Here is a 12,850-nt window from a genome sequence, read left to right as displayed (position 1 = left end):
GTCCTCGGAAGACGCCATCCCCACGATGGCTCCGATGTCGAAAGTACGGGTCCGCAGGCTCCCCCACACACAGACACGCCTTTCTTGAGGATTCCTTCGATTTCCCTTCGCAAATCACCCGGTGCTGGTCTGGACCAGTGGACACCACGTGCCCGACCCGGCGTGCGCGGGCTGTGGGATAGCCTCGCCGCGTGCTCATCAGCGACTCGCGACAGGTGCTCTTCGTCCACGTCCCCAAGACGGGCGGCGTGTCGGTCGAGGAGACCGTCAAGGAGGCCTGCCCCGACGCCCGCAAGGCGCGCATCCCGATCGGGCGCCACGCCACGCTCGGCAAGATCATCAAGACCGAGCCCCAGGTCGTCGACTACTGGACGTTCGGCTTCGTCCGCAACCCGTGGGCGCGGATGGTCTCGTGGTACTCGATGATCTCGGCCTGGGACCGCCGGCACGGCCCGAGGAGCGGCAAGCCCCAGGACGTCAAGCACGGCTCGATGCGCGACGGCAACGCCATGTGGCGCGCCGCGGCGGCCTACTCGGGCTTCGACGAGTTCGTGATGCGCGGCACCGAGGAGCTGCCCCGCGTCGGCACCCCGCAGATCAGCTACCTCCGCGCGCCCAAGCACCACCGTGAGGTCGACTTCATCGGACGCACCGAGAACTTCGTCGAGGACCTCCAGCGGGTCCAGGTGCAGCTGGGGCTCGAGCCGTCGACGCCGGTGCACAAGAACAAGTCCAAGCACGGGACCTACCACGACTACTACACCGACGAGACCCGGCAGCGGGTCGCGGAGGTCTATGCCGAGGACATCGAGCTCTTCGGCTACACCTACGACTGAAGCGGGTTCTCCAGCGGCGTGCCCCGCGCCCCTGCCCACTCCCCCGTCGCCTCGAGCCGTCGCCAGACCTCGTACTCCGGGGCGAAGTGGGCGGCCAACGCCTCGCGCGTGGCGAAGGCGAGCTCACCCCGCTCGGCATCGGACGTGTTGCGCCGCTCGAACTCCAGCGGCGCGCCCACCCGCTCGCTGAACCAGGCCGACCAGACCTCGGGGTGCTCGACGCTGAAGATCCGGTCCACCGCGATCGCGCCCTGGGCGTGGATGAACCTCGCCGGCCTGCCCTTCGGCACCGGGGCGTCCCCGTCACCGGCGAGGTAGCGCAGCGCGAACTCCTCGAACGTCAGGTCGGCCGTCGACTGCCGGCTGTCCTCGCGCGCCCGGTAGCGCCACCACGACTCCAGCCAGGCGATCGGCTCGCGGAACATCGTCACGAGCTCGTACGACTCGCGCGGGTGTCCCTGCTCGGCCAGCCGAGGGGCCCGGGTGTGGACGAAGCCGCGCGCCGGCAGGTGCTTCTGCCCCGGCGGCGACCCGACGACCTCGGTGGCGTACGGCGCGAGCGCGCGCTCCAGGCTCGTGCTGGCGGTCTTCGGCATGGCGAGCAGCACGAAGTCGCGTCCGGGCCCGAGCTCGAGGAACGTCATCACGCGGCCGATCATCCCGCATGCGCCAGGCCGGGCCGGGCTGGGCTAGCCTCGCGCCCGTGTTGATCTCCGACTCCAGGCGCGCGCTGTTCGTGCACGTGCCCAAGACGGGCGGGGTCTCGGTGGGGGTGGCGTTCGAGCGCTGCTGCCCCGACGCGCGCAGCAAGGCGCCGGGCGTCACCCCGCCCCTCGGCCGCCACGCGCCGTACGCCCGGATCCTGCGCGCCGAGCCGCAGACGGCCGACTACTGGTCGTTCGCGTTCGTGCGGAACCCGTGGGCGCGCATGGTCTCGTGGTGGTCGATGATCCAGGACTGGGACCGGGAGTGGGGCCCGTCGAGCGGGCGGCCGCAGGGCGCCGAGGCGACGAGGATGCGCGGCAACGACATGTGGCGGGCCGCGGCGGCGTACTCGGGGTTCGAGGAGTTCGTGCTCCGCGGGACCGAGGAGCTCCCCCGGGTGGGACGCCCGCAGGTCGACTACCTGAGGGCGCCCGACCGTGAGGTCGACTTCGTCGGTCGCACCGAGAGCTTCGCCGAGGACCTCGCCGAGGTCGAGCGGCGGCTGGGCGGGGAGCCCGAGCGGGTCCCGCACCGCAACAAGTCACCGCACGGCAGCTATCGCGACTACTACACCGACGCGACGCGAGCGAAGGTCGCCGAGGTCTACGCAGCAGACCTCGACGCCTTCGGCTACACGTTCTGAGCCAATCGGGTCAGCTCGCCCGGTACTGGTTCCAGGCGTCGCTCATCCGCGCGACCTGGCCACCGGTGAACTGGTACATGCAGGAGTCCTGCGTGTAGTCCATGTAGTTGTGGATCGGGTCCACGCCCGGTGAGGCACATGAGTCGGCGCCGACGGGGCAGTTGAACTGCGGTCCGGCCTCGGCCGGGGTGTCGGCGACCTGGTCGCCCTTGCCGTTGCAGCCGCCCTGGAACGTGTGGTAGAGCGCCAGCCAGTGGCCGACCTCGTGGGTCAGCGTGTCGCCGAGCGCGTACTTGCCCGCGGTGCCGCCCGGCATCGACTCGTCGAGGATCACCACGCCGTCGTTGGTGCTGAGCTTCCTGGTCGGGAACGTGGCCCAGCCGAGGAGGTCGTCGCCGATGTTGGCGGTCCAGATGTTGAGGGTCTCCTTGCCGCCCTGGCGGGTCGCGGCCTTCATCTCCTTCTCCACGCCGCCCGGCGTCACGGTGTACCACGCGTCGTTGACGGGGTAGGTGAAGCCGGCGAGCTCGAAGCGGAACGGGGTGGCCGCCGACGCCTGGGTTCCCGTGCGGCCCGTGTACGCCTCGTTGAGGACGTCGAGCTGGGCCGTCGCCAGCTGGGTGAGACGGTCACGGTCGGCCTGGGTCGCGGTCGTCGGGGTGACGATGTGGAACCACGTCGGCACGGTCACCGACGCCGCGGCGAGGGTGGAGGCGTTGTCGAGCGTGAGGTACTGCTCGCCGGTGCCGGAGAAGGGCTTCGGCTCGTTGGCCTTGGCGCCCTTGCGCACCCGGGCGTTGGCGGCGGCCTCGTCGGAGTGGCCGTCGACGCACTCGGCGGCCTTCGGCGAGAAGGCCACGGCAGTGGCGGGGATGGCGGCGGTGGCCGAGAGCGTCGTGGCGACGAGCGCCATCGAGCCGGCCACCACGAGACCGCGCAGGGAACGGGAGTGTCGCATCCGAGATGTCCTGTCTGTGTGACGTGGGGAGGCAGCAACCTAACCGGGCGGACAGCAAGAAGAACAGGCCCTCGGCCCGATCTCGTGGACACCCTCTTCCGGTCGGCCGTCCCGGCTGTCAGATTTCCGTCTCGTGGACGCACTCGAGAGCTGGACCCGCAGCGAGCACACCGCCGACGTCGCCGGCCGCCCGACGACGCATCCCGTCTGGCGCAAGGGCACCGGTCCCGGCGTCGTGGTGATCCACGAGATGCCCGGACTCACCGCGGGCGTCATCAGGTTCGGCGAGGAGCTGGTCGCCGCCGGCCACACGGTCCTCCTGCCGCACCTGTTCGGCCCGGTCGGCCGCGAGTTCAGCAACCTCGACGTCGCCCGCGTGTTCCCGCGGATCTGTGTCAGCCGCGAGCTCACCACGCTCGCGCGAGGTGTCACCACGCCGGTCGCCGGCTGGCTGCGCTCCCTGGCGCGCGACCTCCACGCCGAGCTCGGCGGGCCCGGCGTGGGCGCTCTCGGCATGTGCTTCACCGGCGGGTTCGCGCTGGCGATGATGGTCGACGACGCCACCGTCGCCCCGGTGGTGTGCCAGCCCAGCACACCGTTCATCGGCCTTCCCAGGCGGGCCGCCGACCTCAACCTCTCCGCGGCCGACGCCGAGGTCGTACGCCGGCGCGCCGCCGACGGCTGCTCCGTCCTGGGCATCCGGTACGCCTCCGACCCGCTGGTCGGGACGCGTTTCGACACCCTGACGTCACTGATCGGCGACGCCTTCATCCGCGTGGAGCTCGACGGGCGGGGCCACTCGACCGTCACCGAGCAGCGCTCGCAGGTCGCGGTCGACGCGGTGCTGGAGTTCTTCGCGGAGCGGCTGCGGTAGGCCGGCGCCACCGCCCGGCGACCCTCAGCCCTCTAACGAGGCGATCAGCCGCTCGACGGTCTCGAGCGCTCCGCGCGAGATCTCCGGCGCGGTGTCGCGGTAGTAGGTCCACCCGCTGATCGCGGGCGCGAGCGCGTACCCGCGGGCGCGTCGGTAGGCCGCCTCGTCGAGCCCCACGGCGTCGCGGTAGACCTGCGCGGCCGACGTGGGGACGTAGCCCCACATCGCGTTGAGCTCGATGGCGGGGTCGCCCCGCCCGGCGCACCCCCAGTCGATCACGGCCGCCAGGCGCCCGTCGCGCACCAGCAGGTTGCCCTCGTGCAGGTCGCCGTGGAACCAGCGCGGCTCGCCGTCGTACGCCGGCGCGTCGAGGGCGTCCGCCCAGACGGCCAGCACCGCGTCGCGGGAGATCCCCCCGGGATCGGCGCGGCCGGTCCACTCCCGCACCCAGCCGTCGAGCGCGGTCAGCGGCCCGCCGCGGCCTTCGGTCGTCACGGGGCCGTCCATGCCGGGCACCTCGCGACAGGCCCGCACGAAGGAGCCGAGGGCGACCGCCCACTCCTCGGGGTCGAACGTCTCCTCGCTCGGGTTCTCGCCCTCGATCCACGGCACCACCGTCCACGCGAACGGATACCCCTCCCCCGGCGCGCCCAGCGCGACCGGCGCGGGGATCGGCAGCGGCAGGTGCGGCGCCAGCAGCGGCAGCCACTGGTGCTCGAAGGCCACGGTCTCCGCCGGCCCCGGCACCCGCGGCATCCTGACGAGCAGGTCGTCGCCGAGGCGGAACAGCTGGTTGTCGGTCCCGGTCGGCGGCAGCCGGCGGACCGCGAGGGCGGCCCACTCCGGGAACTGCGCGGCGAGCAACCGGCGTACGGTCGCGTCGTCGACGGTCACCTCGTCCGCGTGCATCCCACTCATCGGACAGCACCGTAGTACCCACGAGTAACGTGGGCACGTGAGTTTCCTGAGCCGTCAGTCCGTGATCGCCGCCCTCACCGCCAATGCGCTCCGGCCGCCACGCGACCAGCGGGCCGGTGTGGCGTCCTTCGCCGCTGGGTGGCTGTTCGGCGAGACGGCGCCGCAGATGCTCGCCCTGACCGCACTCGACGCGGCCGCGCACCTGACCAGGGGGCGCCGCCGGGGCGTACGCGCCAAGGCCGGTCTGGCCCTCGCCGGGGCGAGCGCGCTCGGCCTGGCCCACATGCTCCGGCAGAGCCGCCGGGCCGGGGACGTGCTCGAGGACGCCCTCGTCGACGGCCTCGGCGTCGACTACGTCGAGCAGCTCGACCGGGCGCCCGATCCCGCCGACCTGGCGGTGTCGTGGCGACGGCTGGCGCGGCCGTTCGACTTCTCCGACGACGCCGTGCGGGTGATCAGGAACCTCCCCTACTCCGAGGCCGGCCGCCGCGGCCACCTCGACATCTACCTCCCGGCCGCGGACGACGCGATCACCGATGCGCCGGTGCTCCTCCAGGTGCACGGCGGTGCCTGGACGATCGGCCAGAAGGAGCACCAGGGGCGCCCCCTGATGAACCGGATGGCCGCCCAGGGCTGGGTGTGCGTGGCGATCAACTACCGCCTGTCGCCCCGCAACCCGTGGCCGGCGCACATCGTCGACGTCAAGCGCGCCATCGCGTGGGTCAAGGACAACATCGCCGACTACGGCGGCGACCCCGGCTACGTCACCATCACCGGCGGGTCCGCGGGCGGCCACCTCGCGGCGCTGGCCGCGCTGACTCCCGGCGACGCGGAGTGGCAGCCGGGGTTCGAGGACGCCGACACCTCGGTCCAGGCCGCCGTGCCGTTCTACGGCGTCTACGACTTCGCCGGCTCGACCGGCCTCACCAACGCCATCGGGATGCGCGACGCCTTCCTCGGACCGCGCGTCATGCAGACGACCTGGCAGGACGCCCCCCACGTCTACGAGGCCGCCTCCCCCATCCTCCGGATCACGCCCGACGCCCCGGACTTCTTCGTCGTCCACGGCGAGCTCGACACGCTCGTCGCGGTGGACCAGGCGCGGCTGTTCGTCGCAGAGCTGCGGCGCACGTCGAGGAAGTCCGTGGTCTACGCCGAGCTGCCGGGAGCCCAGCACGCCTTCGACGTCTTCCACTCGATCCGCAGCACGTACGCGGTGCGGGCGGTCGACCGCTACCTCACGTGGCACTGGAACACGTGGCGCCACGGGCTCGACGCCGACAGCGGCGTCGAGCCGGAGGAGATCGACCGGATGGACGACGCCGACCGGGACGCAGGCTAGCCGTGGACCAGTCGCTGCCTGCGGACCTGCTCGAGCACGCCCGCGCCGCCAAGGGCTTCATGCCCGAGGACGAGGGCGAGCTGCTGCACCGGTGGGCCCGCGCACGCCTCCAGCACGGCCCGGCCCTCGAGGTCGGCACCTACTGCGGGAAGTCGGCGATCTGGCTCGGTGGCGCCGCGCGCGAGGTCGGCGGCACCGTCTTCACGGTCGACCACCACCGCGGCTCCGAGGAGAACCAGGCCGGGTGGGAGCACCACGACGACAGCCTGGTGGACCCCGCGCTGGGCCTGATGGACACGCTGCCGACGTTCCGGAGGACCATCGCCGCCGCCGGCCTGGAGGAGCACGTGGTCGCGGTCGTCGGCCGGTCGGAGACGGTCGGCGCGTGGTGGCGCACACCGCTCTCGCTGCTGTTCATCGACGGCGGCCACGGCGTCGAGCCCGCCCGCACTGACTTCCGCACCTGGCCCCGCTGGGTGGCCGCCCACGGCGTCCTCGTGATCCACGACGTCTTCCCCGACCCGGCCGACGGGGGTCGCCCTCCCTACGAGGACATCTACCTCCCGGCGCTGGCCAGCGGTGCCTTCACCGAGGTGGAGGCCGTCGGGTCGATGCGGGTGCTACGCCGTACGTCCGGCGACGCCGGCGACCCGCTCACCTGACCGGCACCCGCACTCCAGGCCGATCTCGGCGAAGTCGGGGGCGAGGGTCGTGCCGCGCATGATGTCGGCCCCGGGCGTGCTGTCGGTGAGCGCGTCCACGGCGAGGATGACTGCCGCCGCGGTGTAGGTCGTCTGCTCGACCGGCCAGTTGCCCCCCTGCTCGTCCCGCTCGGTCGGCCAGACGTAGCCGGTCCAGTAGGACCCCTCGTCCGTACGCAGGTGCTGCATGTCGGCGAGCAGCTGACGGGCCCGCTCGCGGTCGCCGATCGCCTCGAGCGCGAGCACCAGCTCGCACGTCTCGGCGCCGGTGACCCACGGGTTGGTGGACACGCAGCGGATCCCGAGCCCGGGCTCAACGAAGGTGTCCCAGCGCTCGGCGAGCAGCTCACGCGCCGCCTCGCCGCGGACGGCCCCACCGAGGACCGGGTAGTACCAGTCCATCGAGAAGGTCGACTTGTCCAGGAACAGGTCGCGGTGCTCGCGCAACGCGTGGCCGAGACGGCCGCCGGCCAGCTCCCACTCGACCTGCGGCTCCCCCACCAGCTCGGCCAGCGCGACGCCGGCCCGCAGCGAGTGGTAGATGCTGGACGACCCGGCCAGCAGGGCCTGCTCGTTGACGGTGGCGGGCTCGCCGTCGTGCCACTCCTGGGACCACGCGACACCGCCGAACGGCAGCTGGAGCGACACCACGAAGTCGAGCGCGCGCCGGACGGTCGGCCACATCAGCCGGACGAACGCCTCGTCGCGCGCGACCAGCCAGTGGTGCCACGTGGCGACCGCGACGTACGCAGACATGTTGGTCTCACCGGAGTGGTCCTCGACCTCGCCGACGACGATCTTCATCGGCCACGAGCCGTCGGCCCGCTGCGTCTCCCGCGCCCACGCGAAGGCGCGCTCCGCGGCGTCGCGGCGCCCGCCGACCATCAGCGCCATGGCCGCCTCGAGGTGGTTCCAGACGTCGGTGTGCTCGCCCGGGGTCCACGGGATCGCGCCCGAGGGCTCCTGCATCGCCTCGATGGTCGCGGCGGTCTGCTCGACCCGGGCGCGGGTGGGGACGTCCGTCATGCCGGCTTGCGGAAGTAGAGCACCATGCTCTTCCCGATGAGCGGGTCGAGCACCCTGCCGGCGTACTGGAGCGCCTTGGGGTTCTCCATGATCTCCCAGACCAGGAGCCGGTGGTAGGCCTTGGCGAGCGGGTGGTCGTCGTTGGTGACGCCGACCGCGCACTTGATCCACCAGTAGGGCGTGTGGAGACCGTGGGCGTGGTCCTTGCCGGTGAAGACCATCGCGTCGCCGGGGGTGCCGTCGTTGGCGCGGCCGGCCTTGGTGACCTTGTCGACGAGCTCCTCGGTCGTGTAGATCCGGACGTGGCCGCCCTCGGCGTTGTGGTAGTCGTCGGAGAGCTTCCAGTTGACGATCTCGGGCAGCCACCGCGGCACCGAGATCGCGAGCGTGCCGCCGGGGCGCAGCACCCGGACCAGCTCCTTGATCGCGTCGACGTCGCGGTGGATGTGCTCGAGGACCTCCGCGGCCACGATGCGGTCGAACTCGCCGTCGGCGAAGGGAAGCGCCAGCGCGTCGCCCTCCTTGACGTCGGCCTCGGCGCCCTCGGGCACCTCGCCCGCCTCGCGCATCGCGGTGAACCACTCGCGCACGGTCGCGAGCTCGTCGGCGTCCTGGTCGAACGCGATGACGTCGGCGCCGCGCTTGTACATCTCGAAGGCGTGCCGTCCGGCACCGCAGCCCATGTCGAGGACGCGGTCGCCGGGACGCAGTCCCAGCCGGTCGAAGTCAACGGTCAGCACGGTGGCCCTCCCTCTGGCCGGCCCTCTCGGCGTGGAAGGCGGCGATGGTCTCCTCGTAGGCGGCGGCGGTGGCCTCGGCCACGGCCCGCCAGCTGAACATCCTCTCGACGCGGGCGCGCCCGGCCGCGCCCATCGCCGTACGCCGCTCCGGATCGTCGAGCAGCGCGGCGATCGCCTGCTCGAGCTCGCCGACGTCGCCGGGCGTGACCAGGTCGGCGCACTCGCCGTCGGGGCCGACCACCTCGGGGATCGCGCCTGCGCGGGACACCACCAGCGGGGTCGCGCACGCCATCAGCTCGGCGGTCGGCAGCGAGAAGCCCTCGTAGAGCGACGGCACGCAGGCCACCTCGGCCGAGCCCATCACCTCCACGAGCTCGGCGTCGCTGACGCCGTTGACGAAGCTGACCTTGTCGGCGATGCCGAGCTGGTCGACGAGCTGCTCGGTGCGGCCGCCGGGCTCTGGGCGGGTGACGAGCACCAGCGAGACGTCGCGCTCGACGGCGAGCTTGGCGAAGGCCTCGAGCAGCGTGGCGATGCCCTTCATCGGGGCGTCGGCGCTGGCCATCGCCAGGATCCGGCCCGGCACGCGCGGGGCGGTCGGCGGGGCGAAGACGTCGTCGACGCCCAGCAGGATCGTCTGCATCCGGGCGGGGTCGACGCCGAAGTCCCGGGCGACGTCGCGTCGCGACGACTCCGAGGGCGTGAGCACCTTGCGGTAGCGCTTGGCGACCCTGGTCTGCATGCGCAGGAAGCCGTACCACCGGCGCAGCGTGAGGCGCTTGCGCCACGTCGGCGCGGTCTGGAGGTCGATCCTCCGGTCCATCGTGATCGGGTGGTGGATGGTCGCGACCACCGGCAGGCCGTAGGACTCGAGCGCCAGGATCCCGGTGCCGAGCACCTGGTTGTCGTGCGCGACGTCGAAGTCGCCGGCACGGTCCTTCATCAGCCGCGCGATGCGCGAGCTGAAGGTCTTCGGCTCGGGGAAGCCGGCCGCGCACATCGTGAGGAACTCCTCGACGTCGATGCGGTCGCGGAACTCGCGCAGGTGCGGAACCCGGAACGGGTCGGGCTCGCGGTAGAGGTCGAGGCTGGGCACCTTGGTGAGCACGACGCCGTCGTCGAGGTCCGGGTAGGGCTGGCCCGAGAACACCTCCACCTCGTGCCCGAGGCGTACGAGCTCGCGGCTCAGGTGCCGGATGTAGACGCCCTGTCCGCCGCAGTGGGGCTTGCTCCGGTAGGACAGCATGGCGATGCGCACCCGCACATTATGCCTACTCACCGGTAGGCGACCCACAGCCGGACCGGCTCCTCACCCCTCGCTGGAGTGCCCGGGGAAGACGTGCGCCGCCGGGTCGAGGACCACGGCCGCGTTGTTGACCGCCGTCGCGGCCTCACCGAAGCCGACGGCGATCAGCCGCACCTTGCCGTGGTAGTCGGTGATGTCGCCCGCGGCGAAGACGCGCGGGAGGTTGGTCCGCATCGACGAGTCGACCACCACGTGCCGCTTCTGCGTCTCCAGGCCCCACTGCTGGATCGCCCCCAGGTCGGCGATGAAGCCGAGCGCGGCGACGAGGGCCTGGGCCTTGCGCACCTGCGGCTCCTGGCCGTCGACGGTGATCTCCACCTCCTCGAGGTGCCCGTCGCCGCGCAGCTCGGTGACCTGGGCGTTGGTGATGATCTCCACGCTCGAGTCCTTGACGGCCGCCACGGTCCGCTCGTGGGCGCGGAAGGCGTCGCGGCGGTGCACCAGCGTCACGGACGCGGCGATCGGCTCGAGGTGCTGGGCCCAGTCGAAGGCGCTGTCCCCTCCGCCGACGACGACCACGTCCCGGCCGGCGTACGGTGCGAAGCTGGGCACGAAGAACTCCATGCCGCGGCCCACCCAGCCCTCGCCGGCCGGGAGTGGGCGGGGGCTGAACTTCCCGATGCCCGAGGTGATCAGCACCGCCCCGGCCGTGACCCGGGTGCCGTCGTCGAGGGTGACCACGACCTCGTCCTCGCCGTGGTCGAGCATGGTGGCCGTGCGGTCCAGCAGGTACGTCGGGTCGGCCGTCGCCGCCTGGGCGACCAGCCCCTCGACGAGGTCGCGCCCCTTGATGCTGGGGAAGCCCGCGACGTCGAGGATCGCCTTCTCGGGATACATGGCGGTGATCTGACCGCCCAGCTCGGGCAGCGAGTCGACCACGGCGACGCGCAGGCCGCGGAAGCCGGCGTAGTAGGCGGAGAACAGGCCGGTCGGGCCGGCTCCGATGATCAGCAGGTCGGTCGTGACGTCGTCCACGTCCCGGATCCTTCCGGTCGCGCGCGCTGCCGACAAGGGCCGGTCGGCCCCCGCCCGGTGTCCGTCACAGGGCGTCGAGCTCGCTGAGCTTCCACTCCCCGCCGTCACGCCGCAGTGTCACGAGGACGCGGTCGAGGTCGAGCGTCGGCTCGGCGAGGTCGTCGCCGGAGGTGCGCTGGTTGACGAACACGAGGACCCGCGCGTGGGTCGCCGAGGCGGTCACGAGGGCGGTGTCGACGACGTCGGCGGAGACCACCGTACGGTCGCGCTGGCTCGAGGTGGCGACGCCCGCCATCGTCCGGTCGTAGCGGTCCTGCATGGCGGTCGTCATCAGCGCGCGCGCCGCAGCCTTGTCGTCGGCAAGCGTCTCCCACGAGTAGCTGTACGCGGCGGCGGCACCCTCCGCGGCCCGCTCGCGCACGGCGTCCTTCACCGAGGCGGACACCACGGACACGTCAGGGTCGTCGGCGCTGCTGATCCCTGCACCCGACCCCGGTCCGGGGTCCCTCAGCACCCAGACGAGCGCGAGGACCGCCACGCACACCAGCACCGCGAGGCCCACGATCCACCGCCTGCTCGTCATCACGGGCCCGCTCACCGCACGAACTCGAGGTTGTCGGTCAGCCACCGGTCGTCCTCCCGGACGAGCTCGAGCCGCAGGCGGTAGTAGCGGACCTGCCCCTCGCCTCCGGTGCCGGTGTTGGTCACCGTGCTGTTGGCGGCGACCAGGACCGTGGCCGAGTCGGCGTCCTGGTCACCCACGCCGAGCGCGACGACCTCGGGCACCGAGGTGGCCTCGGTCCGGACGGCCTCGCGGGTCAGGGTCTCGCGCTGCGACTCGTACTGCTCGGCGAACTCGCCGGTCGCGCCCGCCAGCACGGCGTCGATCAGCGGGTCCATGTCCTCGTGGTCGACGGTGAGGAAGGCCAGCGCCTCGGCCCGGGCCGCGGCCGCGACGTCCTGCTGCGCAGCAGTCAGCTCGGCGTCGACGGCGTCGCGCGAGGTGACGACGAGCCCGATCGCGACGAGCAGGCCGACGAGCACGACGGCGAGCCCGCCTGCCGCCCAGCTCCGTGCTCGTACGCCCACGCGGCGAACCTAGCCCAACGGGGCGTCGCCGTGCGGTTGATCGGCGCGTCCCTAGACTGCGTCGTCGTGAGCCGACCGATCCAGTTCCTGAGCGCCCACCCCTCTGCGATGCTGCTGGGCGCGCAGCTGCTCCAGGTGCTCGCCTGGCCGTTCCTCGGCGGCTCCGAGCTGGGCAAGGCGTTCCTCGGCGTCATCGGGATGCTGGCCGTGGGGTCTGCGGTCCTCGCGGTCCGGCGTACGCCGCACGTGAGCCGGATCGTGTTCTTCCTCGGCGCTCCGACGATCGTCTTCACGCTGCTCGAGGCGGTGTTCCCGACGACCGAACCGATCCTGCTCGTCTCGGGCCTCCTGCACGCGCCGTTCTACTTCTACGTCTCCTACGCGATGCTGCGCTACCTGTTCCACGACGACAAGGTGACGACCGACGAGTACTTCGCGACCGGCGCCGCGTTCACCGTCGTCGCGTGGGGCTTCGCCTACCTCTTCGCGGCCGTGCAGGTGGTGTGGCCGCAGTCGTTCAGCAACGCGGGCGGCTTCGAGCACTCGTGGTTCGAGCTGCTCTACCTGTCGTTCTCCGTCCTGACCAGCGTCGGGCTCTCCGACCTGGTCGCCGTGGGCACCCAGGCGAGGTCGGTGGTCATGGTCGAGATGATGACGGGCGTGTTCTACATCGCCATGGTCGTCTCACGCATGGTCGGCCTGACCATCCTGCGTCAGCGCTGACCGCGAGGCCGGTC

General features: G+C 72.0%; 15 protein-coding genes. 6 read left to right on the top strand and 9 right to left on the bottom strand.

Going from position 1 to position 12,850, the window contains the following annotated elements; all coding sequences use genetic code 11:
* Nucleotides 1–191 precede the first annotated feature (191 nt).
* Nucleotides 192–836: a sulfotransferase family 2 domain-containing protein gene (locus tag AC57BS_RS09130; protein ID WP_496411112.1), complete on the top strand. Its 645-nt coding sequence runs from the start codon at nucleotides 192–194 to the stop codon at nucleotides 834–836.
* On the opposite strand, the gene AC57BS_RS09125 is transcribed toward AC57BS_RS09130, so the two are convergent.
* On the bottom strand, nucleotides 827–1,483 hold the full coding sequence (locus AC57BS_RS09125) for a sulfotransferase family protein (protein WP_496411111.1): 657 nt from the start codon (nucleotides 1,481–1,483) through the stop codon (nucleotides 827–829). The genes AC57BS_RS09130 and AC57BS_RS09125 overlap by 10 nt on opposite strands.
* A gap of 56 nt (nucleotides 1,484–1,539) precedes the next feature.
* On the opposite strand from AC57BS_RS09125, the gene AC57BS_RS09120 reads away from it, so the two are divergent.
* Nucleotides 1,540–2,184 (top strand): sulfotransferase family 2 domain-containing protein, encoded by a 645-nt coding sequence (locus AC57BS_RS09120; protein WP_496411110.1) that lies wholly within the window; start codon nucleotides 1,540–1,542, stop codon nucleotides 2,182–2,184.
* A 10-nt stretch (nucleotides 2,185–2,194) separates the two neighbouring features.
* Here the strand turns inward: AC57BS_RS09120 and AC57BS_RS09115 are convergent, their stop codons facing one another.
* Entirely contained in the window at nucleotides 2,195–3,142 is a 948-nt protein-coding gene (locus AC57BS_RS09115) for a zinc metalloprotease (protein WP_496411109.1), read from the bottom strand.
* Nucleotides 3,143–3,275: 133 nt separating this feature from the next.
* On the opposite strand from AC57BS_RS09115, the gene AC57BS_RS09110 reads away from it, so the two are divergent.
* The gene (locus AC57BS_RS09110; protein ID WP_496411108.1) at nucleotides 3,276–4,016 is read left to right on the top strand and encodes a dienelactone hydrolase family protein; all 741 of its coding nucleotides are present in this window, start codon (nucleotides 3,276–3,278) and stop codon (nucleotides 4,014–4,016) included.
* 24 nt (nucleotides 4,017–4,040) lie between these two features.
* Here the strand turns inward: AC57BS_RS09110 and AC57BS_RS09105 are convergent, their stop codons facing one another.
* Nucleotides 4,041–4,934: an aminoglycoside phosphotransferase family protein gene (locus AC57BS_RS09105; protein WP_496411107.1), complete on the bottom strand. Its 894-nt coding sequence runs from the start codon at nucleotides 4,932–4,934 to the stop codon at nucleotides 4,041–4,043.
* Nucleotides 4,935–4,971: 37 nt separating this feature from the next.
* On the opposite strand from AC57BS_RS09105, the gene AC57BS_RS09100 reads away from it, so the two are divergent.
* Nucleotides 4,972–6,276, top strand: coding sequence for an alpha/beta hydrolase fold domain-containing protein (locus AC57BS_RS09100; RefSeq protein WP_496411106.1), 1,305 nt, complete (start codon nucleotides 4,972–4,974; stop codon nucleotides 6,274–6,276).
* A 2-nt stretch (nucleotides 6,277–6,278) separates the two neighbouring features.
* Nucleotides 6,279–6,938 (top strand): class I SAM-dependent methyltransferase, encoded by a 660-nt coding sequence (locus tag AC57BS_RS09095; RefSeq protein ID WP_496411105.1) that lies wholly within the window; start codon nucleotides 6,279–6,281, stop codon nucleotides 6,936–6,938.
* On the opposite strand, the gene AC57BS_RS09090 is transcribed toward AC57BS_RS09095, so the two are convergent.
* From AC57BS_RS09090 to AC57BS_RS09065, 6 genes are all read right to left on the bottom strand, one after another.
* On the bottom strand, nucleotides 6,897–8,003 hold the full coding sequence (locus tag AC57BS_RS09090; protein ID WP_496411104.1) for a prenyltransferase: 1,107 nt from the start codon (nucleotides 8,001–8,003) through the stop codon (nucleotides 6,897–6,899). The two genes, AC57BS_RS09095 and AC57BS_RS09090, sit on opposite strands and share 42 nt — an antisense overlap.
* Nucleotides 8,000–8,743 carry a class I SAM-dependent methyltransferase gene (locus AC57BS_RS09085; RefSeq protein WP_496411103.1) on the bottom strand — a complete coding sequence of 248 codons (744 nt, stop codon included), beginning with the start codon at nucleotides 8,741–8,743 and terminating at the stop codon, nucleotides 8,000–8,002. Before AC57BS_RS09085 ends, AC57BS_RS09090 begins: the two co-directional genes overlap by 4 nt.
* Nucleotides 8,730–10,001: a glycosyltransferase family 4 protein gene (locus AC57BS_RS09080; protein ID WP_496411102.1), complete on the bottom strand. Its 1,272-nt coding sequence runs from the start codon at nucleotides 9,999–10,001 to the stop codon at nucleotides 8,730–8,732. The genes AC57BS_RS09085 and AC57BS_RS09080 overlap by 14 nt, the downstream gene beginning before the upstream one ends.
* 51 nt (nucleotides 10,002–10,052) lie before the next feature.
* On the bottom strand, nucleotides 10,053–11,024 hold the full coding sequence (locus AC57BS_RS09075; RefSeq protein ID WP_496411101.1) for an NAD(P)/FAD-dependent oxidoreductase: 972 nt from the start codon (nucleotides 11,022–11,024) through the stop codon (nucleotides 10,053–10,055).
* A gap of 64 nt (nucleotides 11,025–11,088) precedes the next feature.
* The gene (locus AC57BS_RS09070) at nucleotides 11,089–11,622 is read right to left on the bottom strand and encodes a hypothetical protein (RefSeq protein WP_496411100.1); all 534 of its coding nucleotides are present in this window, start codon (nucleotides 11,620–11,622) and stop codon (nucleotides 11,089–11,091) included.
* Nucleotides 11,619–12,113 (bottom strand): Rv1363c family protein, encoded by a 495-nt coding sequence (locus AC57BS_RS09065; RefSeq protein ID WP_496411099.1) that lies wholly within the window; start codon nucleotides 12,111–12,113, stop codon nucleotides 11,619–11,621. The genes AC57BS_RS09070 and AC57BS_RS09065 overlap by 4 nt, the downstream gene beginning before the upstream one ends.
* 66 nt (nucleotides 12,114–12,179) lie before the next feature.
* On the opposite strand from AC57BS_RS09065, the gene AC57BS_RS09060 reads away from it, so the two are divergent.
* Complete coding sequence (locus tag AC57BS_RS09060; protein WP_496411098.1) at nucleotides 12,180–12,836, top strand: ion channel; 657 nt, start codon at nucleotides 12,180–12,182, stop codon at nucleotides 12,834–12,836.
* Nucleotides 12,837–12,850 lie beyond the last annotated feature (14 nt).

The sequence above is a fragment of the Nocardioides sp. BGA-UO-ETr-FS32 genome (assembly GCF_059567905.1).
This window is presented reverse-complemented; position numbering and strand designations above follow the sequence as displayed.

Bases quoted from the DNA above. Each gene is read 5' to 3' on its own strand.
- AC57BS_RS09090 (WP_496411104.1), bottom strand. From the start codon at position 8,003: ATGACGGACGTCCCCACCCGCGCCCGGGTCGAGCAGACCGCCGCGACC.
- AC57BS_RS09115 (WP_496411109.1), bottom strand. From the start codon at position 3,142: ATGCGACACTCCCGTTCCCTGCGCGGTCTCGTGGTGGCCGGCTCGATG.
- AC57BS_RS09105 (WP_496411107.1), bottom strand. From the start codon at position 4,934: ATGAGTGGGATGCACGCGGACGAGGTGACCGTCGACGACGCGACCGTA.